Source organism: Blastococcus sp. SYSU DS0617 (assembly GCF_054051075.1).
Genome location: NZ_JBJHAO010000015.1, coordinates 63,587 through 80,405, shown reverse-complemented (window position 1 = coordinate 80,405; position 16,819 = coordinate 63,587). Strand labels below are relative to the sequence as shown.

Sequence of the window (16,819 nt, the reverse complement as noted above, 5' to 3'; positions counted from 1 at the left end):
GATTCCCTGTGGCGCTAGCGCCGTTCTTTCGTCGTGCTGTGGCCGCGTGACGGGGAACGCCCTCTGCGAGAGCGCCTGCACCACCTGTTCTGCAATCACCGAGCACGCCCTCCCCGGTTCAGCCGTGGGCGCAGTGCGAGGTAACGAGTACCACCGAGTCAAGGAGTGCGTGTAGGGCATGGCGAAGAAAGACGGGGCCATCGAGGTCGAGGGTCGCGTCGTCGAGCCGCTGCCCAACGCGATGTTCCGGGTCGAACTGCAGAACGGGCACCGGGTGCTCGCCCACATCAGCGGCAAGATGCGGCAGCACTACATCCGCATCCTGCCCGAGGACCGCGTGGTCGTGGAGCTCTCGCCCTACGACCTGACGCGCGGTCGCATCGTCTACCGCTACAAGTAACCGCTCGGCCAGCGACTGCCCACCGGCAGAGACGCGGCCGGCACACGATCGAGGAATGAGGGGCGGCACCGGTGAAGGTCCAGCCGTCGGTGAAGAAGATCTGCGACAAGTGCAAGGTGATCCGCCGGCACGGCCGGGTCATGGTCATCTGCGACAACGCCCGGCACAAGCAGCGCCAGGGCTGAGGGAGTACCTGAACATGGCACGACTGGCAGGCGTCGATCTCCCCCGCGAGAAGCGGTTGGAGGTCGCGCTCACCTACATCTACGGCATCGGCAAGACCCACGCCAAGGAGACCCTGGCCGCGACGGGCGTCAGCCCGGACCTGCGCGTCAAGGACCTCGGTGACGAGGACCTGCTGAAGCTCCGTGACTACATCGACGAGCACTTCCGCGTCGAGGGTGACCTGCGCCGCGAGGTGGCCGCCGACATCCGCCGCAAGGTGGAGATCGGCTCCTACCAGGGGCTGCGTCACCGTCGTGGACTCCCGGTCCACGGCCAGCGCACCAAGACCAACGCGCGCTCGAGCAAGGGCCCGCGCAAGACCATCGCGGGCAAGAAGAAGGCCCGCTGACCCACAGCACGTCGACGTGCGGTCACAGCGACCCGTGAGGGCGGGAGTGACGGTGCGGAACGTGTGCTGCCTCGCGGCAGCAACCCCAGGCCACAGCAACTGAAGGAAACCGGAGAGACATGCCTCCCAGGGCTCGCACCGCGGCTGGTGCCAAGAAGGTCCGCCGCAAGGAGAAGAAGAACGTCGCCCACGGCGCCGCGCACATCAAGAGCACGTTCAACAACACGATCGTGTCGATCACCGACCCGGCCGGGAACGTGATCAGCTGGGCCTCCGCCGGTCACGTCGGCTTCAAGGGCTCGCGCAAGTCCACGCCGTTCGCGGCGCAGATGGCTGCCGAGAACGCAGCGCGCAAGGCGCAGGAGCACGGCATGCGCAAGGTCGACGTCTTCGTGAAGGGCCCTGGCTCCGGTCGCGAGACGGCCATCCGCTCCCTGCAGGCCACGGGCCTCGAGGTCGGGCAGATCCAGGACGTGACGCCGCAGCCGCACAACGGCTGTCGCCCCAAGAAGCGCCGCCGGGTCTGACCGGTCACTGACGAGACGATCTAGGAGTATTTGACGTGGCCCGTTACACCGGAGCCGACTGCCGCATGTGCCGGCGCGAGAAGATGAAGCTGTTCCTCAAGGGCAGCAAGTGCGAGTCCGCGAAGTGCCCGATCGAGATCCGGCCCTACCCGCCGGGCGAGCACGGCCGTGGCCGCACCAAGGACAGCGAGTACCTGCTCCAGCTCCGCGAGAAGCAGAAGGCCCGCCGCATCTACGGCGTGCTGGAGAAGCAGTTCCGCGGCTACTACGAAGAGGCCAACCGCAAGAGCGGCAAGACCGGCGAGGTCCTGCTCCAGATCCTGGAGTCACGCCTGGACAACGTGGTCTACCGGGCCGGCTTCGCCGAGTCCCGCGACATGGCCCGCCAGCTGGTGCGCCATGGCCACATCCGGGTGAACGGCCGCAAGGTCGACATCCCGTCCTACCGGGTGACCGACAACGACATCATCGAGGTGGCCGAGAAGTCGCGCACGATGCTGCCGTTCGAGATCGCCCAGGCCCGCGCCGGCGAGCGCCCCGTGCCCCCGTGGCTCGAGGTCATCAGCAGCCAGCTGCGCGTGCTCGTGCACAGCATCCCGGCCCGTCAGGTGATCGACACCCCGGTCCAGGAGCAGCTGATCGTGGAGCTCTACTCCAAGTAGGCGCACCTCTGCAGTACGGCGGGGCGGGCGGACGGATGTCCGCCCCGCCGGCACCACCCCTCACGGCGTCATATGGCGGTCGCCGGAGGACCTGAAGGAGATCCCATGCTCATCGCACAGCGCCCCACCCTCACCGAGGAGACGATCACCGAGTCGCGCTCGCGGTTCGTCATCGAGCCGCTCGAGCCGGGCTTCGGCTACACCCTCGGCAACTCCCTGCGTCGCACCCTGCTGTCCTCCATCCCCGGCGCTGCTGTCACCAGCATCCGGATCGAGGGCACCCTGCACGAGTTCACCACCGTGCCGGGCGTCAAGGAGGACGTCACCGAGCTCATCCTCAACCTCAAGGGCCTGGTCGTCAGCTCCGACTCCGACGAGCCGGTGACCATGTACCTGCGCAAGCAGGGCCCCGGTGAGGTCACCGCCGCGGACATCGCGCCGCCGGCCGGCGTCGAGGTGCACAACCCCGACCTGCACATCGCCACGCTCAACGGCAAGGGCCGCCTCGAGGTGGAGCTCGTCGTCGAGCGGGGCCGTGGTTACGTGCCCGCGCCGCAGAACAAGCAGCCAGGCCAGGAGATCGGTCGCATCCCCGTCGACTCGATCTACTCGCCGGTCCTCAAGGTCACCTACGCGGTCGAGGCGACCCGTGTCGAGCAGCGCACCGACTTCGACCGCCTCGTGGTCGACGTCGAGACCAAGCCCTCCATCGCCCCCCGCGACGCCATCGCGTCGGCCGGGTCGACGCTGGTCGAGCTGTTCGGTCTGCTGCGCGAGCTGAACGTCGACGCCGAGGGCATCGAGGTCGGGCCCAGCCCGGCCGAGGCCGCCGACATCGCGAACTTCTCGATGCCGATCGAGGACATGGACCTCACCGTCCGGTCCTACAACTGCCTCAAGCGCGAGGGCGTGCACACCGTCGGTGAGCTCGTCACCCGCTCCGAGGCCGACCTGCTCGACATCCGCAACTTCGGCGCGAAGTCGATCGACGAGGTCAAGATGAAGCTCGCGGCGATGGGTCTGGCCCTCAAGGACAGCCCGCCCGGGTTCATCCCGACCTCGGTCGAGAGCTACGACGAGGGCTACGAGACCGACGCCTACCAGGGCACCGGCGAGTTCGCCCCCGGCTACGAGCAGCAGCCCCAGTACGACGAGGGCTCCTACCAGGAGACCGAGCAGCTCTGATCCGCACCGGACGGCGGGGGAGACCCCGCCGTCCGGACGGGCTCCGGCCCGGCACGCTGATCAGCCACGACAGCACCACCACGGAACGCAGCCGCCCCTCGCACCGGCCGGCAGCCTGAGGAAGGACCGACATGCCCACCCCCACCAAGGGTCCCCGTCTCGGCGGATCCCCCGCGCACCAGCGGCTGATGCTGGCCAACATGGCCACGTCGCTGTTCGAGCACGGGCGGATCACCACCACCGAGGCCAAGGCCAAGCGGCTGCGTCCCCTGGCCGAGAAGCTGGTGACCTTCGCCAAGCGCGGTGACCTGCACGCCCGCCGCCAGGTGATGACGACGATCCGTGACAAGGACGTCGTGCACACGCTCTTCGCCGAGATCGGTCCGCGCTTCGCGAACCGGCCGGGTGGCTACACCCGCATCACCAAGGTCGGTCCGCGCAAGGGCGACAACGCCCCGATGGCCGTCATCGAGCTGGTCGAGGCGCTGACCGTGGCCCAGCAGGCCGTCGGTGAGGCCGAGCGCGCCCGCGGCACCCAGTTCGCCACCGGCGCCGGTAGTGCTGCCGCTGCCGGCGAGGTGACCGCCGACGCCGTCGAGCCGGCCGCGGCCGAGGAGTCCGCCGACTCGATCGACAGCGCCGACTCGGCCGACAGCGCGGACTCCGCCGACTCGGCGGACAGCCCCGACGAGGCCGAGGGGGCCACCGCGGAGGCGGACTCCGACACGGACGACTCCAAGTGACCAGCTCCACGGGTACCGGACCGGAGCCGGGCGCCGGCGCCGCGGGCGTCAGCGCCGGTGGCGGCGATCAGGGCGCGACGTTCGAGGGCGAGACCACCGGACCCGGCGGGGACACCTCCCCGGCCGTGACCGACGGAAGCGTCACCGACGACGCGCAGGAGATCGTCACCGACGTCTACAACCCCGACGGCGAGCGTCAGGACGACGGCGACGTCGACCGCGAGCCGACCGCCGAGAACGGCGTCGTCGTCGAGGGCGACAACGTCTCCCCGGAGCTCGCCGACGCGGCCGCGGCCGAGGTCAACGCCGCCGAGCAGGGCGACGCCGCCACCGCGAGCCTGCACGCGCCCGGCGGCGAGTCGGCTCCCGACCCGCGCTGACGCACCGCTGGACACCGAACACCCGGACGAGCCCGTCACCGACACCGGTGGCGGGCTCGTCCGTCTTCGTCTCTCGGTCAGCTACGACGGGACGGCGCTGCACGGCTGGGCACGTCAGCCGGCCATGCGCACCGTGCAGGGCGACCTCGAGCAGGCGCTCAGCACGGTCCTGCGCACACCGGTCGAGCTGACGGTCGCCGGCCGCACCGACGCCGGCGTGCACGCCACCGGTCAGGTCGCCCACTGCGACGTCCCGCGGGCGCTGTGGGACCAGCACCGCGACCGGCTCGTGCGGCGGCTGCGTGGGGTGCTCCCCGCCGACATCGCCGTGCCCGCGGTGGCCGAGGCGCACCCGGACTTCGACGCCCGGTTCGCCGCCCTCGGGCGGCACTACGTCTACCGGCTGACCGACGCACCCGGCGGGCCGCCACCGTTGCGGCGGGCCGACACCGTCGCCTGGCCCCGCGCACTGGACGCCGGCGCGATGGCGGCGGCGGCTGCGCTGTTGCTGGGCGAGCACGACTTCGCCGCCTTCTGCCGTCGCCGGGAGGGCGCCACGACCATCCGGACCCTGCTCGCCCTGCAGGTTACCCGGGTCGGCGAGCTGGTGACCATCGAGGCCTCGGCCGACGCGTTCTGCCACTCCATGGTGCGCAGCCTCGTGGGAGCGCTGACCACGGTCGGCGAGGGACGACGCCCACCCCACTGGCCCGCCACGCTGCTCGCGCGCGACGAACGGGCCAGCGAGGTGCCGGTCGCGCCGGCCGCTGGGCTGACGCTGGTGCGGGTCGACTACCCGCCCGACGACATGCTGGCCGACCGGGCCCTCCTCACCCGCGCCCGCCGCGGCTGAGGGAGGACGCCGCCGGCCCCCGCCCCGTGCGCGTTCGGAGCGGGACCTGCGGCGGGCCGTTGCCTCACCCGAGGTCCGCGACCGCCTCGGCGATCGGGGTGTCGCCCCCGATGAGCTCCACGACGGCCCCCTCGCGCCCCTCGTCGAGGAGCGCGACCAGAGTCGCCGCCACGTCGTCGCGTGGGACGCTGCCGTAGCCGATCCCGTGGCCCGCGGTCACCCGGCCGGTGCCCGGATCGTCGGTGAGCCCGCCGGGGCGCAGGATCGTCACCGCCAGCGCCTCCCGGGGGAGGATCTCGTCCTCCGCCCGCAGCTTGGCCTGCAGGTACACCGCCATCGACGGGTCCACCCCCTGCGGCGTGCCCTCGCGGGCCTGCTCCACACCCATCGAGGACAGCAGCACGTACCGGCGGACGCCGGCCCGCTCGGCAGCGTCGGCGAGCAGCACCGCGGCACCGTGGTCGACGGTGTGCTTGCGGGCCTCCCCGCTGCCCGGGCCGGCACCGGCGGCGAACACGACGGCGTCGGCCCCGCGGACGACGTCGGCGAGTTCCTCGACCGTGGCCGACTCGAGGTCGACCACCGCCGGCTCGGCGCCGTCGCTCTCCAGGTCCGGGGTGTGGTCGGGATTGCGGATGAGACCCACGACGGTGTCGCCGCGGGCGGTGAGCAGACGGCTGAGACGTCGGGCGACCTGCCCGTGGGCTCCGGCGAGAACGATGCGCATGTCGGGGCCCTACCCGGCGGCGTCGGGAGCTACCGCCCGGGCCCGGGCCAGATCGGCGGGGGTGTCGCAGTCCAGCCACGGCGGCGGAGCCCCGGGGATCACGGCCGGTCGGAGCCGGTCCACGGTGAGCGGCGCCAGCACCCGCCGCAGCGAGGTCGGGCCGCCGTCGCGGGGGAGCGCGGCCCGCAGGGCTGCCGTGCGCCACACGCCCAGCAGGAACTGGTCGCGCCCGCCGTCGTCGACGACGAGCACACCGTCGGCGGCCAGCGCCGTGCGCAGCTGGGCGATGAGCGCGGCGGAGAGGAAGGGCAGATCCCCGGCCAGGAGCGCCACGACGTCGCCGGCCACCTCGGGCAGCCCCGCGCGCAGCGCCGCGACCGGGCCGCCGCCGGGTGGCTGCTCCCGGACGACGACGACGCCGTCGGGCACCGGCTGCGGAGGCCCGACGACGATCCGTCGCTCGGCGTCGGTGACCGCGCCGAGCACGGCGGCGAGCATGGTCCGGCCGCCGACCACGAGCTGCGGCTTGGCCTGCCCACCCAGGCGTGCGGCGCGACCGCCGGCGAGCACCAGGGCGGAGTACGGGGGCGGCTGGTCCACGGCGTCACCGTAGGCGGCGTGGGTACCGTCCCTGCCGTGGGACGAGTGACCAGCCGGACGCCGGTGCTGCGGATCCGTGGCGAGCAGCGCACCAGCCGACCCGACACCGTGGCCGCGGAGGAGCCGCTGGAGATCCGGCTGGCCGGCACCCCGCTCGCGGTCACCATGCGCACGCCCGGCGACGACTTCGACCTCGTGCACGGCTTCCTGGCCACCGAGGGCGTCATCGCCGGACCGGACGACGTCGCCGGGCTGCGCTACTGCGACTCGGTCGACGCCGACGGGCGGAACACCTACAACGTCGTCGACGTCGACCTGGCGGCCGGAGTGCCGATCCCCGACACCGGGCTGGAGCGGAACTTCTACACCTCCAGCTCCTGCGGGGTCTGCGGCAAGGCCAGCATCGACGCCATCCGCACGAAGACCGCCCACGACGTCGCCGCGGACGACGTCCGGCTCCCGCTGGAGACGCTGCTGGCGCTGCCCGGCCGGCTGCGCGCGGAGCAGGAGGTGTTCGACAAGACCGGTGGGCTGCACGCCGCCGGCCTCTTCGGCGCCGACGGGCAGCTGCGGGCGCTGCGCGAGGACGTCGGCCGGCACAACGCGGTGGACAAGGTGATCGGCGACGGCGTCCGCGCGGGTCGGCTGCCGCTGGCCGGGCACGTCCTCATGGTCAGCGGCCGGGCCAGCTTCGAGCTGACCCAGAAAGCGGCGATGGCCGGCATCCCGGTGCTCGCTGCGGTGTCCGCGCCGTCGTCCCTGGCGGTGGAGCTGGCCCGCGAGGTCGGCATCACCCTCGTCGGGTTCCTCCGCGGTGACGGCTGCAACGTCTACACCCGCACCGAGCGGATAGTCCTGCCCGACTGAGCGGAACCGGACCACGCCACCCGGTCAGCGTGAGCCGCCCCTGCGTGGCAGCGCGAGGAGTGGGGGCCGGAGGCTCCCGCGACCGAACGCTGGGACACGCTCAGCGCAGCCGGGGGACGGCTCCTGGCCGCGGTGTCGTCCGGAGGACGACGATGTGCTCAGTGGTCGCCACCGCGGAGCTGGCTGACGACGTGGGGGAGCAGGGGGCCCAGGACCGCGAGGCCGTCCCTCGCGCCGCCGGCCGAGCCCGGCAGGTTGACGATCAGCGTGCGCCCCGCGGTCCCGGCCACCCCGCGGGAGAGGACCGCCGTCGGCACGCCGTTGTCCGCCCCGTACCGGCGGACCGCCTCGGCGATGCCGGGCGCCTCGCGTTCCAGCACCCGGCGGGTCGCCTCCGGGGTGACGTCGGTGGGGGAGAGCCCGGTGCCTCCGGTGGTGAGGACGACCTCGATGTGGGCGTCGACGGCCGCGCGCAGCACGTCCGCCAGCTCGTCGACGTCGTCCGGGCGGACCTTGGGGCCCTCCACGTGGAAACCGAGCTCGGCGAGCCCGGCGGCGAGCACGGGGCCGCTGCGGTCCTCGTAGACGCCGGCGGCGGCGCGGTTGGAGGCGGTGACGACCAGCGCGCGGGCGTTCGGGGGCAGCTCGCTCATCGCACCCACTCCCCGCTCTTCCCGCCGGACTTCCGCAGCAGCCGGACGTCGGTGATGGTGGCCCGCGGGTCGACCGCCTTCACCATGTCGATCATGGTGAGGCCGGCGACGGTGACGGCGGTGAGCGCCTCCATCTCCACCCCGGTGCGGTCGGCGGTGCGCGCGGTCGCGCGGATCTCCACGGCGTCGTCGGCCACCTCGATGTCGACGGTGACCCCGTGCAGCGCGATCGGGTGGCACAGCGGCACGAGGTCCGGCGTCCGCTTGGCCCCGGCGATACCCGCGATGCGCGCCACGGCGACGGCGTCGCCCTTCGGTACGCCCGTGCCGCGGAGCAGGCCCACGACCTCGGCGCTGACCAGCACGCGCCCGGCGGCGGTCGCCTCCCGCGCGGTCACCGCCTTCGCGCTGACGTCGACCATGCGTGCGGCGCCGGTCTCGTCGACGTGGGTCAGCCTCGCATCACTCACCGGAGCGCTCCTTCGATCAGCACGACGTCGACCTCGGCGCCGGCGGCCAGTTCGGTGACGTCCTCGGGGACGACGACCAGGCAATTCGCGCGCGCCAGGTGCGCGACCAGGTGCGAGCCGGGGCCGCCGACCTGGGAGACCTCGCCGCTCTCGTACCGCCCGCGCAGGAACTGCCGGCGGCCCGCGGGCGAGCGCAGTGGTCCGGTGAGCCGGGCGGGTGCGCGCAGCCGGTCCGGCGCGGCGTGGCCCAGCGCCCGGCGCAGCGCCGGGCGGACGAAGACCTCGAAGGACACGAAGGCGCTCACCGGGTTGCCGGGCAGCGTCACCACCGGGACGCCGTCGACGGTGCCCGCCCCCTGCGGCCCGCCCGGCTGCATCGCGACCTTGCCGAACTCGACGGTGCCCAGGCCGGCGAAGGCGTCCTTGACCACCTCGTAGGCGCCCGCGCTCACGCCGCCGCTCGTGACCAGCAGGTCGGCGGTCGCGAGCTCCGCGCGCACCGTGCCGAGGAACTGGTCGACGTCGTCGGGGACGAAGTGCAGCCGGCGCGGTACGCCGCCGGCCTCCTCGACGGCCGCGGCCAGCAGCAGGGAGTTGGACTCGTAGATCTGGCCGGGTCGGAGCGGCTCTCCCGGGGCGACCAGCTCGCTGCCGGTCGAGAGGACCAGCACCCGGGGGCGGCGGCGCACCGGCAGCTCGGTGAGGCCCACCGCGGCGGCCAGGCCGAGCTGGGCGGCGCCCAGCGGCGAGCCCGCCGACAGGGCGACGGCCCCGGCGGCGATGTCCTCGCCGGCCCGCCGCAGGTGGCTGCCGGCGGCCGGGGAGTCCCGGATCTCGACCAGGTCGGTGCCGCCGTCGGTGAGCTCGACCGGGACGACGACGTCCGCGCCCGGGGGCAGCGGGGCGCCGGTCATGATCCGGTGCACCGTGCCGGGAGCCAGGGGGACGACGTCGGTGCGGCCGGCGGGGATGTCCTCGGCGACGGGCAGTCGCACGGGCCGGTCAGCGGCACCGCCGACCTCCGCCCAGCGCGCGGCGTAGCCGTCCATCGCCGAGTTGTCGAAGCCGGGCAGCGCGACCGCCGCCACGACGTCGCGGGCGAGGACCCGGCCGTGCGCCGCGGCCAGGGGGAGGAACTCCTCGGGCATCGGGGGGAGCAGGGCGGTGACCGCCGCCTGGTGTTCCTCGACCGTCCGCACGGGGCACATCCTCGCTGATCGGGGGAGAAGGGGCACGGAGTGGCCGACGTCGTGGTGCTGGGGCAGATCGGATGCGACGTGGTGGTCCACGCGGGGCAGCGGCGCGCGCTGCTCGGCGGCAAGGGCGCCAACCAGGCCGTCGCGCTCACCCAGCTGGCCGTGCCGGTCGCGCTGGTGGGCGTGGTCGGGGACGACGAGGCGGGCGCGGCCGTCCGGGAGCAGGCGTCCGCCGACGGCATCGACGTGCGCGCCGTCGTCGTCCGGCGAGGTTCGCGGACCGCGGTCCTCACCGACCTGGTGGGGGAGGGCGGCGACCGCCGGCTGCGCGAGCACGTCCCCGACGACGTGCTCCTGACCGCCGCGGACGTGCGGGCCGCAGCCGGGCTGATCGCCGCCTGCCCGGCGCTGAGCGTGCAGCTGCAGCAGCCGGGCGCCGCGGTGCGCGCCGCCCTGGACATCGCTCCGGCGACCGCGCTCGTCGTCGCCGACGGTGCGCCCTCCGACGGGGCGACCCGGGCGGCGGTCCTGGCGCGGGCCCAGGTCGTGCGCGCCGACGCCCACGAGGCGGAGCTCCTGACGGGCCGTGAACTCCCCGACGTGGCGGCCGTCCGCGCCGCCGCGGCCGACCTGCTGGCCGCCGGGCCTCGGCTCGTCTCCCTCGCCGCCCGGGAGGCCGGGGACCTCGTCGCCTGGCGGGCGGGGCCGCCCCTCGGGCGCGCGGAGGAGGGCGACGCCGGTCCGCGGTGGACGGACGGGGACGTGCTCGTGCCCCTGCTCGGCGACGACCCGGTCGACCCCACAGGGGCGGGCGACGCCTCGGTGGCGGCGTTGACCGCCGCGCTGCTGCGCGGCGAGGGCCCCGAGGACGCCGCCTGGGCGGCCGGTGCCGCGGCGGCGCTCACGGTCGGCCACGCCGGGGGACGCCCCCGCCTGACCCCCGACCGGGTGAGCGAGCAGGCTCGCCGGGGCCGCGCCGGCTGAGCGCTCCGGTTAAGGTCCAGCCACCAGGGACGGCGAGGAGGACGCGTGGCCGAGATCGACCGGATGCTCGAGGCGAACCAGCGGTGGGCGGAGCAGTTCCCGGGCAGCAAGCCGGTGCGCCCGGCCCGGAAGGTCGCCGTGGTGGCCTGCATGGACGCACGGATCCCGCTGTTCGGCGTCCTGGGCCTCGAGGTGGGCGATGCGCACGTCATCCGCAACGCCGGCGGCGTCATCACCGAGGACGTCATCCGGTCGCTGACGATCAGCCAGCACGCCCTGGGCACCCGGGAGATCGTGCTCATCCACCACACCGAGTGCGGGCTGCAGGCCACGGACGACGTCAGCTTCTCCGACGCGGTGACGGAGGCCACCGGTCGGCGTCCCCCCTGGGCGGCGCGCGCCTTCTCCGACGTCGACGCCGACGTGCGTGAGTCGATCATGCTGATCAAGGAGAGCCCGTACCTCCTCTCCCACGAGGTGCGTGGCTTCGTCTACGACGTCAGCACGGGGCTGCTGCGGGAGGTCCGCTAGCCGCACGGCGAGGCGCCGCTGCACTCCTCAGGCGTAGCAGCGCAGCGGGCCGCCGTGGTAGGCCACCATGTCGCGCAGGGCGCCGAGGACGTCGATCTCGGCGCCCCGTTCGGCGCCGCCGATCTCCAGGAGCGCGCGGTGCAGGTTGCCGACGATCCGCTCGGGGTCCAGCCACTCGGCGTACTCCCCGAGGTCGGTCTGCCGCGCGGCGTCCAGCGGGGACAGCCCGGCGGCGTGCGCCTGCTCGGCGGTGCGCTGCACGAACCGCAGGTAGCCCTCGGTCCGGTCGAAGATCTCCGGCCCGCACACCGCCCCGTGCCCCGGGACGAGCACCCGCGGTGACAGCGCGCGGAGCCGGTCCAGCGCGTCGAGCGCGCCGGCGATCGACCCGGCGAGCAGGAACGGGGTGCCGCCGTTGAACACCAGGTCGCCCGTGAACAGCACCCGCTCCTCGGGGAGCCAGGCGATCGAGTCGTTGGTGGTGTGCGCCGCGGTACCGACGTGGCGGACGTCCACCCGGCGATCGTCGACCCAGACGTCCACGCCGTCGCGGTAGGTGAGGAACGGCGGGGCCGGGGGCAGCTCGCCCCACTCCACCGGCTCGAAGAGGACGCCGTCGGGCGGCGGCGCCTGGCCGATCATCAGCCGGCGGGTCTCCTCGTGGCCGATGATCGTCGCCTCGGGGAAGTAGCCGTTGCCGAAGGTGTGGTCGCCGTGGTGGTGGGTGTTGAGCAGGGTGCGCACCGGCGCGGTGGTCACCCGCTGCATCGCCCCGAGGAGGCCACGGGTGCGCCGCTCGGTGGAGCAGGCGTCGATGGCCAGCACCCGCGATCCGCCGACGACGAAGCCGGTGTTGTTGATCCACCAGCTGCCGTCGGGCTGGATGTAGGCGAACACCCCCTCGGCGACCTCCTCCACCCGCGGGTCCGGCAGCCCTCCGCCGTCAGCTCCGTGTCCTGACACGCCCGCTCCTCTCAGCCGTGCTCGTCCCGTCGTCGCAGCGGGCATCGGCCACAGGTCCGCTCCTCCGGCATGACGGCGGTCACACTGCCGGAGCCGGGATCCTCGTGCCACCCCGCGAGAGGTCGGGTGGCTCGCGGCGGCTGGTAAGGTGCTCGGTTGGCGCGTGTGCCGGCTGGTGCCACGCGTGCAGCTCCGTCTCCCGTGCTCGGCGAGGCGATCCACCAGCATCCCGACGACGACGGAGGACACGAGCGCCGTGCGCACGTACACCCCTAAGCCCGGTCAGGTCGACCGGGCCTGGCTCGTCATCGACGCCACCGATGTGGTGCTCGGTCGACTGGCCAGCCAGACCGCGCAGCTCCTGCGCGGCAAGCACAAGCCGCAGTACGCCCCGCACGTCGACGTCGGTGACTTCGTCGTCATCGTCAACGCCGGCAAGGTGGCCCTCACGGGCAGCAAGCGGGACGACAAGCGGGCCTACCGCCACTCCGGTCACCCGGGTGGCCTGAAGACCATCAACGTCGGCGACCAGCTGCGCACCCACCCCGACCGCGTCATCGAGCGCGCGATCAAGGGCATGCTGCCGCACAACAGCCTGGGCCGTCAGATGCTCAAGAAGCTCAAGGTCTACGCGGGCCCCGAGCACCCCCACGCTGCGCAGCAGCCCCAGAACTACGAGATCAAGCAGGTGGCCCAGTGACCAGCGCTCTGACCGTGACCGACGCCGACGGGCGTCCGATCCAGACCGTCGGCCGCCGCAAGGAGGCCATCGTCCGGGTGCGCCTCGTGCCCGGCACCGGCCAGTTCACCCTCAACGGCCGCACGCTCGAGCAGTACTTCCCGAACAAGGTGCACCAGCAGCTCATCCGTGAGCCGTTCGTGACCCTCGAGAAGGCCGAGCAGTACGACGTCATCGCGCTCCTCAAGGGTGGCGGCGTCACCGGCCAGGCCGGCGCGCTGCGCCTGGGCATCGCCCGCGCCCTGATCGAGGTCGAGGCCGAGGACCGCCCGGCGCTGAAGAAGGCCGGCTTCCTCACCCGTGACCCGCGGGTCAAGGAGCGCAAGAAGTACGGGCTCAAGAAGGCCCGCAAGGCGCCCCAGTACTCCAAGCGCTGACCGGTACGTCCGTGGGTCGCCTGTTCGGGACCGACGGCGTGCGGGGTCGTGCCAACGCCGACCTCACGCCGGAGCTGGCGCTCTCGGTGGCTCGTGCCGCCGCAGGCGTGCTCGCCGACCGCGACGGGACCTCGCGTCCCGTCGCGGTCGTCGGCCGCGACCCCCGGGCCAGCGGGGAGATGCTGGAGGCCGCCGTCGTGGCGGGGCTGGCCAGCGCGGGGGCCGAGGTGCTCCTCGCCGGCGTCGTCCCCACGCCGGCCCTGGCGCACCTGACCGGGTCGACCGGCGCCGACCTCGGCGTCATGATCTCGGCCAGCCACAACCCCATGCCCGACAACGGCATCAAGCTGTTCAGCCGGGGTGGGCACAAGCTGCCCGACGCCGTCGAGGTGGCGATCGAGCAGGCCGTCGCCGACGGCCACCCCGTGGGCCACCGGCCCACCGGCGCCGGCATCGGCCGGGTCGTCCCCCTGTCGGGTGCCGTCGACGACTACGTCGCCCACCTGCTCGCGGCCGTCGACCAGCCGTTGCGCGGCCTCTCCGTGGTCGTCGACGGGGCGCACGGCGCGGCCGCCGCAGTCGCCCCCGAGGTGTACCGGCGCGCCGGTGCGACCGTGCACGCCATCGGCTGCGCGCCCGACGGGTGGAACATCAACGACGGGATCGGCTCGACCCACCTGGATCCGCTGATCGAGGCGGTCCGGGCGCAGGGCGCCGACCTGGGTCTCGCCCACGACGGCGATGCCGACCGCTGCCTGGCGGTGACCGCCGACGGGCACGTCGTCGACGGCGACGCGATCCTCGCCGTCTGCGCCCTCGCGATGCACGAGCGCGGCGACCTCACGGACGCCACGGTCGTGGCGACCGTGATGAGCAACCTCGGCTTCCACCACGCCATGCGCGACGCCGGCATCGCCGTGCAGACCACCGCCGTGGGCGACCGGTACGTCCTCGAGGCTCTCCGCGCGGGGGGCTTGAGCCTGGGCGGCGAGCAGAGCGGCCACCTGGTCTTCCTCGACCACGCCACGACCGGCGACGGGCTGCTCACCGGGCTGGCGCTGATGGCCCGCATGTCGGCCACCGGTGCCTCCCTGGCCGAGCTGGCCGCCGTCGTGCAGAAGCTGCCGCAGGTCCTGATCAACGTGCCGGTCACCGACCGGATGGCGGTGGCGGAGAGCACCGAGGTCGCCGAGGCGGTCAACGCCGTCGAGGCGGAGCTCGGGGACACCGGCCGGGTGCTGCTGCGCCCCTCCGGGACCGAGCAGCTGGTCCGGGTGATGGTCGAGGCCCCCACGCAGGCCCTTGCCGACGCCGTCGCCGGCCGGCTCGCGGACGTCGTCGCCCGCGTCGGCTGAGGGACGCCGGGTTCCGCGGACCGCCCCCTGAGGGGTGGGTCGCGCCCGCGCGTGGCCCGAACGGTGGCGCGCCACCGGTACCCTCGGGCGAATGTGCGGAATCGTGGGTTACGTCGGCCCGCAGGACGCCCGGGACGTCGTCCTGGAAGGCCTGCGCCGGCTCGAGTACCGGGGGTACGACTCCGCCGGGATCGCGGTGCTGGCGGACGGTGGGCTGACCACCGCGAAGAAGGCCGGCAAGCTGGCGAACCTGGAGAAGGTGCTCGCCGAGGAACCCCTGCCCGCGGCCACCACGGCCATCGGGCACACCCGGTGGGCCACCCACGGCGGGCCGACCGACCGCAACGCCCACCCGCACGTCTCCGCCGACGGCGACGTCGCGGTGATCCACAACGGGATCATCGAGAACTTCGCCTCCCTGCGGGCCGAGTGCGAGTCCGCCGGCATCGAGTTCTCCTCGGAGACCGACACCGAGGTCGCCGCGCACCTGCTGGCGGCCGCGTACCGTGACGCGCCCGCCGGCGAGGGCCGGCTGGCCGAGGCGATGCGGGCGGTCTGCCGCCGGCTCGAGGGCGCGTTCACCCTCGTGGCCACGCACGCCGCCGAGCCCGACACCCTCGTGGCCGCCCGGCGCAGCAGCCCCCTGGTCGTCGGTGTGGGCGACGGCGAGTACTTCCTGGGCTCCGACGTCGCGGCATTCATCGGCCACACCCGCAACGCGCTCGAGCTGGGGCAGGACCAGGTCGTCGAGATCGACCGCGCCGCGGGGGTGACGGTCACCGACTTCGACGGCGCCGCGGTGGAGCCCACCGCGTACACCGTCGACTGGGACGCCGCCGCCGCCGAGAAGGGCGGCTACGACTGGTTCATGCTCAAGGAGATCGCCGAGCAGCCCGAGGCGGTCGCGAACACGCTGCTGGGCCGGCTGGGCGAGACCGGCCGGCTCGTGCTGGACGAGGTGCGGCTGTCCGACCAGGAGCTGCGCGACATCGACAAGATCTTCGTCGTCGCCTGCGGCACCGCCTACCACGCCGGCCTGATCGCCAAGTACGCCATCGAGCACTGGACGCGCATCCCGGTCGAGGTGGAGGTGGCCAGCGAGTTCCGCTACCGCGACCCGGTGCTGGACCGCTCCACGCTCGTCGTCGTCATCAGCCAGTCCGGCGAGACGATGGACACCCTCATGGCGCTGCGGCACGCCCGCGACCAGAAGGCCCGTGTCCTGGCGATCTGCAACGCCAACGGCTCGACCATCCCGCGGGAGTCCGACGCCGTCCTCTACACCCACGCCGGGCCGGAGATCGCGGTCGCCTCGACCAAGGGCTTCCTCACCCAGGTCGTGGCCTGCTACCTCGTCGGGCTGTTCCTCGCCCAGGTGCGCGGGATGAAGTTCGCGGACGAGGTCGCCGCCATCGTCGACGACCTGCGCACGCTGCCCGACGCCGTCGCCACGGTGCTGGCCGAGACGGAGCCGGTGCGCGAGCTGGCCCGCGACCTGGCCGACGCGGACACCATCCTGTTCCTCGGCCGGCACGTCGGCTTCCCGGTGGCGCTTGAGGGCGCGCTCAAGCTCAAGGAGCTGGCCTACATCCACGCCGAGGGCTTCGCCGCCGGCGAGCTCAAGCACGGCCCGATCGCGCTGATCGACCAGGGCACGCCGGTCGTCGTCGTGGTCCCGTCGCCGCGCAGCCGCGAGTCGGTGCACGGCAAGGTGGTGTCCAACATCCAGGAGGTGCGGGCCCGCGGTGCCCGCACCATCGTGATCGCCGAGGAGGGCGACGAGGACGTCGTCCCCTACGCCGACCACCTGATCCGCGTGCCGCGCACCCCGACGCTGCTCGCGCCGGTGGTGACCACCGTGCCGCTGCAGGTGCTGGCCTGCGAGATCGCCGCCACCCGCGGGCTCGACGTCGACCAGCCACGCAACCTGGCCAAGTCGGTCACCGTCGAGTAGCTCGCGCTGGGATCAGGGAACCTGATCATGGCGCGTCCTCCCGCACGGTGGGCGGTGAGGGCGGACGCGTTGCGGTGAG

Annotated in this window: 22 protein-coding genes; 16 read left to right on the top strand and 6 right to left on the bottom strand. The window is 73.5% G+C overall.

Annotation, left to right across the window (positions count from 1 at the left end; all coding sequences use genetic code 11):
- The first annotated feature begins 178 nt into the window (after positions 1-178).
- From infA to truA, 9 genes are all read left to right on the top strand, one after another.
- Entirely contained in the window at positions 179-400 is a 222-nt protein-coding gene (gene infA / locus ACI793_RS15900) for a translation initiation factor IF-1 (protein WP_012950459.1), read from the top strand.
- 71 nt (positions 401-471) lie between these two features.
- Positions 472-585, top strand: a complete 114-nt coding sequence (rpmJ, locus tag ACI793_RS15895; RefSeq protein ID WP_012950458.1) for a 50S ribosomal protein L36 — start codon at positions 472-474, stop codon at positions 583-585.
- 14 nt (positions 586-599) lie between these two features.
- Positions 600-974, top strand: a complete 375-nt coding sequence (gene rpsM / locus ACI793_RS15890; RefSeq protein WP_456607347.1) for a 30S ribosomal protein S13 — start codon at positions 600-602, stop codon at positions 972-974.
- Positions 975-1,093: 119 nt separating this feature from the next.
- Entirely contained in the window at positions 1,094-1,501 is a 408-nt protein-coding gene (gene rpsK, locus ACI793_RS15885; protein ID WP_040338531.1) for a 30S ribosomal protein S11, read from the top strand.
- Between the two features lie 35 nt (positions 1,502-1,536).
- Entirely contained in the window at positions 1,537-2,163 is a 627-nt protein-coding gene (rpsD, locus tag ACI793_RS15880; RefSeq protein WP_456607346.1) for a 30S ribosomal protein S4, read from the top strand.
- Positions 2,164-2,268: 105 nt separating this feature from the next.
- Complete coding sequence (locus ACI793_RS15875) at positions 2,269-3,348, top strand: DNA-directed RNA polymerase subunit alpha (protein WP_456607345.1); 1,080 nt, start codon at positions 2,269-2,271, stop codon at positions 3,346-3,348.
- Between the two features lie 131 nt (positions 3,349-3,479).
- The gene (gene rplQ, locus ACI793_RS15870; protein WP_456607344.1) at positions 3,480-4,091 is read left to right on the top strand and encodes a 50S ribosomal protein L17; all 612 of its coding nucleotides are present in this window, start codon (positions 3,480-3,482) and stop codon (positions 4,089-4,091) included.
- Positions 4,088-4,471 (top strand): hypothetical protein, encoded by a 384-nt coding sequence (locus ACI793_RS15865; RefSeq protein WP_456607343.1) that lies wholly within the window; start codon positions 4,088-4,090, stop codon positions 4,469-4,471. Before rplQ ends, ACI793_RS15865 begins: the two co-directional genes overlap by 4 nt.
- A 7-nt stretch (positions 4,472-4,478) precedes the next feature.
- Positions 4,479-5,324 (top strand): tRNA pseudouridine(38-40) synthase TruA, encoded by an 846-nt coding sequence (truA, locus tag ACI793_RS15860; protein ID WP_456607363.1) that lies wholly within the window; start codon positions 4,479-4,481, stop codon positions 5,322-5,324.
- A gap of 64 nt (positions 5,325-5,388) precedes the next feature.
- Here the strand turns inward: truA and ACI793_RS15855 are convergent, their stop codons facing one another.
- Both ACI793_RS15855 and mobA read right to left on the bottom strand, forming a co-directional pair.
- Positions 5,389-6,051, bottom strand: coding sequence for an SDR family oxidoreductase (locus ACI793_RS15855; protein ID WP_456607342.1), 663 nt, complete (start codon positions 6,049-6,051; stop codon positions 5,389-5,391).
- A gap of 9 nt (positions 6,052-6,060) precedes the next feature.
- Positions 6,061-6,651 carry a molybdenum cofactor guanylyltransferase gene (mobA, locus tag ACI793_RS15850; protein ID WP_456607341.1) on the bottom strand — a complete coding sequence of 197 codons (591 nt, stop codon included), beginning with the start codon at positions 6,649-6,651 and terminating at the stop codon, positions 6,061-6,063.
- Positions 6,652-6,687: 36 nt separating this feature from the next.
- Between mobA and fdhD the strand changes: the two genes are divergently transcribed.
- Positions 6,688-7,518 (top strand): formate dehydrogenase accessory sulfurtransferase FdhD, encoded by an 831-nt coding sequence (gene fdhD, locus ACI793_RS15845; protein WP_456607340.1) that lies wholly within the window; start codon positions 6,688-6,690, stop codon positions 7,516-7,518.
- Positions 7,519-7,676: 158 nt separating this feature from the next.
- Here fdhD and ACI793_RS15840 read toward each other — a convergent pair whose 3' ends face one another.
- The 3 genes from ACI793_RS15840 to moeA are packed head-to-tail and all read right to left on the bottom strand — an operon-like array spanning position 7,677 to position 9,849.
- Complete coding sequence (locus ACI793_RS15840; RefSeq protein ID WP_456607339.1) at positions 7,677-8,171, bottom strand: MogA/MoaB family molybdenum cofactor biosynthesis protein; 495 nt, start codon at positions 8,169-8,171, stop codon at positions 7,677-7,679.
- On the bottom strand, positions 8,168-8,641 hold the full coding sequence (gene moaC, locus ACI793_RS15835) for a cyclic pyranopterin monophosphate synthase MoaC (protein ID WP_456607338.1): 474 nt from the start codon (positions 8,639-8,641) through the stop codon (positions 8,168-8,170). The genes ACI793_RS15840 and moaC overlap by 4 nt, the downstream gene beginning before the upstream one ends.
- A complete protein-coding gene (gene moeA, locus ACI793_RS15830) occupies positions 8,638-9,849 on the bottom strand; it encodes a molybdopterin molybdotransferase MoeA (protein ID WP_456607337.1) in 1,212 nt (403 codons plus the stop codon). The genes moaC and moeA overlap by 4 nt, the downstream gene beginning before the upstream one ends.
- Positions 9,850-9,879: 30 nt before the next feature.
- Between moeA and ACI793_RS15825 the strand changes: the two genes are divergently transcribed.
- Together ACI793_RS15825 and ACI793_RS15820 are read left to right on the top strand one after the other, a co-directional pair.
- Entirely contained in the window at positions 9,880-10,821 is a 942-nt protein-coding gene (locus ACI793_RS15825) for a PfkB family carbohydrate kinase (RefSeq protein ID WP_456607336.1), read from the top strand.
- Positions 10,822-10,866: 45 nt separating this feature from the next.
- A complete protein-coding gene (locus tag ACI793_RS15820; RefSeq protein WP_456607335.1) occupies positions 10,867-11,352 on the top strand; it encodes a beta-class carbonic anhydrase in 486 nt (161 codons plus the stop codon).
- 27 nt (positions 11,353-11,379) lie between these two features.
- Here the strand turns inward: ACI793_RS15820 and ACI793_RS15815 are convergent, their stop codons facing one another.
- Complete coding sequence (locus ACI793_RS15815; protein WP_456607334.1) at positions 11,380-12,315, bottom strand: MBL fold metallo-hydrolase; 936 nt, start codon at positions 12,313-12,315, stop codon at positions 11,380-11,382.
- Between the two features lie 256 nt (positions 12,316-12,571).
- On the opposite strand from ACI793_RS15815, the gene rplM reads away from it, so the two are divergent.
- The 4 genes from rplM to glmS all read left to right on the top strand — a co-directional run bounded on the left by rplM (position 12,572) and on the right by glmS (position 16,740).
- Positions 12,572-13,015, top strand: coding sequence for a 50S ribosomal protein L13 (gene rplM, locus ACI793_RS15810; protein ID WP_456607333.1), 444 nt, complete (start codon positions 12,572-12,574; stop codon positions 13,013-13,015).
- On the top strand, positions 13,012-13,431 hold the full coding sequence (gene rpsI / locus ACI793_RS15805; RefSeq protein WP_456553920.1) for a 30S ribosomal protein S9: 420 nt from the start codon (positions 13,012-13,014) through the stop codon (positions 13,429-13,431). Before rplM ends, rpsI begins: the two co-directional genes overlap by 4 nt.
- An 11-nt stretch (positions 13,432-13,442) precedes the next feature.
- Positions 13,443-14,786, top strand: a complete 1,344-nt coding sequence (glmM, locus tag ACI793_RS15800) for a phosphoglucosamine mutase (protein WP_456607332.1) — start codon at positions 13,443-13,445, stop codon at positions 14,784-14,786.
- Positions 14,787-14,877: 91 nt separating this feature from the next.
- Positions 14,878-16,740, top strand: a complete 1,863-nt coding sequence (glmS, locus tag ACI793_RS15795; protein ID WP_456607331.1) for a glutamine--fructose-6-phosphate transaminase (isomerizing) — start codon at positions 14,878-14,880, stop codon at positions 16,738-16,740.
- Positions 16,741-16,819: the final 79 nt, after the last annotated feature.

Bases quoted from the DNA above. Each gene is read 5' to 3' on its own strand.
- glmS (WP_456607331.1), top strand. From the start codon at position 14,878: ATGTGCGGAATCGTGGGTTACGTCGGCCCGCAGGACGCCCGGGACGTC.
- rplQ (WP_456607344.1), top strand. From the start codon at position 3,480: ATGCCCACCCCCACCAAGGGTCCCCGTCTCGGCGGATCCCCCGCGCAC.
- moeA (WP_456607337.1), bottom strand. From the start codon at position 9,849: ATGTGCCCCGTGCGGACGGTCGAGGAACACCAGGCGGCGGTCACCGCC.
- ACI793_RS15840 (WP_456607339.1), bottom strand. From the start codon at position 8,171: ATGAGCGAGCTGCCCCCGAACGCCCGCGCGCTGGTCGTCACCGCCTCC.
- ACI793_RS15875 (WP_456607345.1), top strand. From the start codon at position 2,269: ATGCTCATCGCACAGCGCCCCACCCTCACCGAGGAGACGATCACCGAG.
- ACI793_RS15855 (WP_456607342.1), bottom strand. From the start codon at position 6,051: ATGCGCATCGTTCTCGCCGGAGCCCACGGGCAGGTCGCCCGACGTCTC.
- infA (WP_012950459.1), top strand. From the start codon at position 179: ATGGCGAAGAAAGACGGGGCCATCGAGGTCGAGGGTCGCGTCGTCGAG.
- rpsM (WP_456607347.1), top strand. From the start codon at position 600: ATGGCACGACTGGCAGGCGTCGATCTCCCCCGCGAGAAGCGGTTGGAG.
- rpsK (WP_040338531.1), top strand. From the start codon at position 1,094: ATGCCTCCCAGGGCTCGCACCGCGGCTGGTGCCAAGAAGGTCCGCCGC.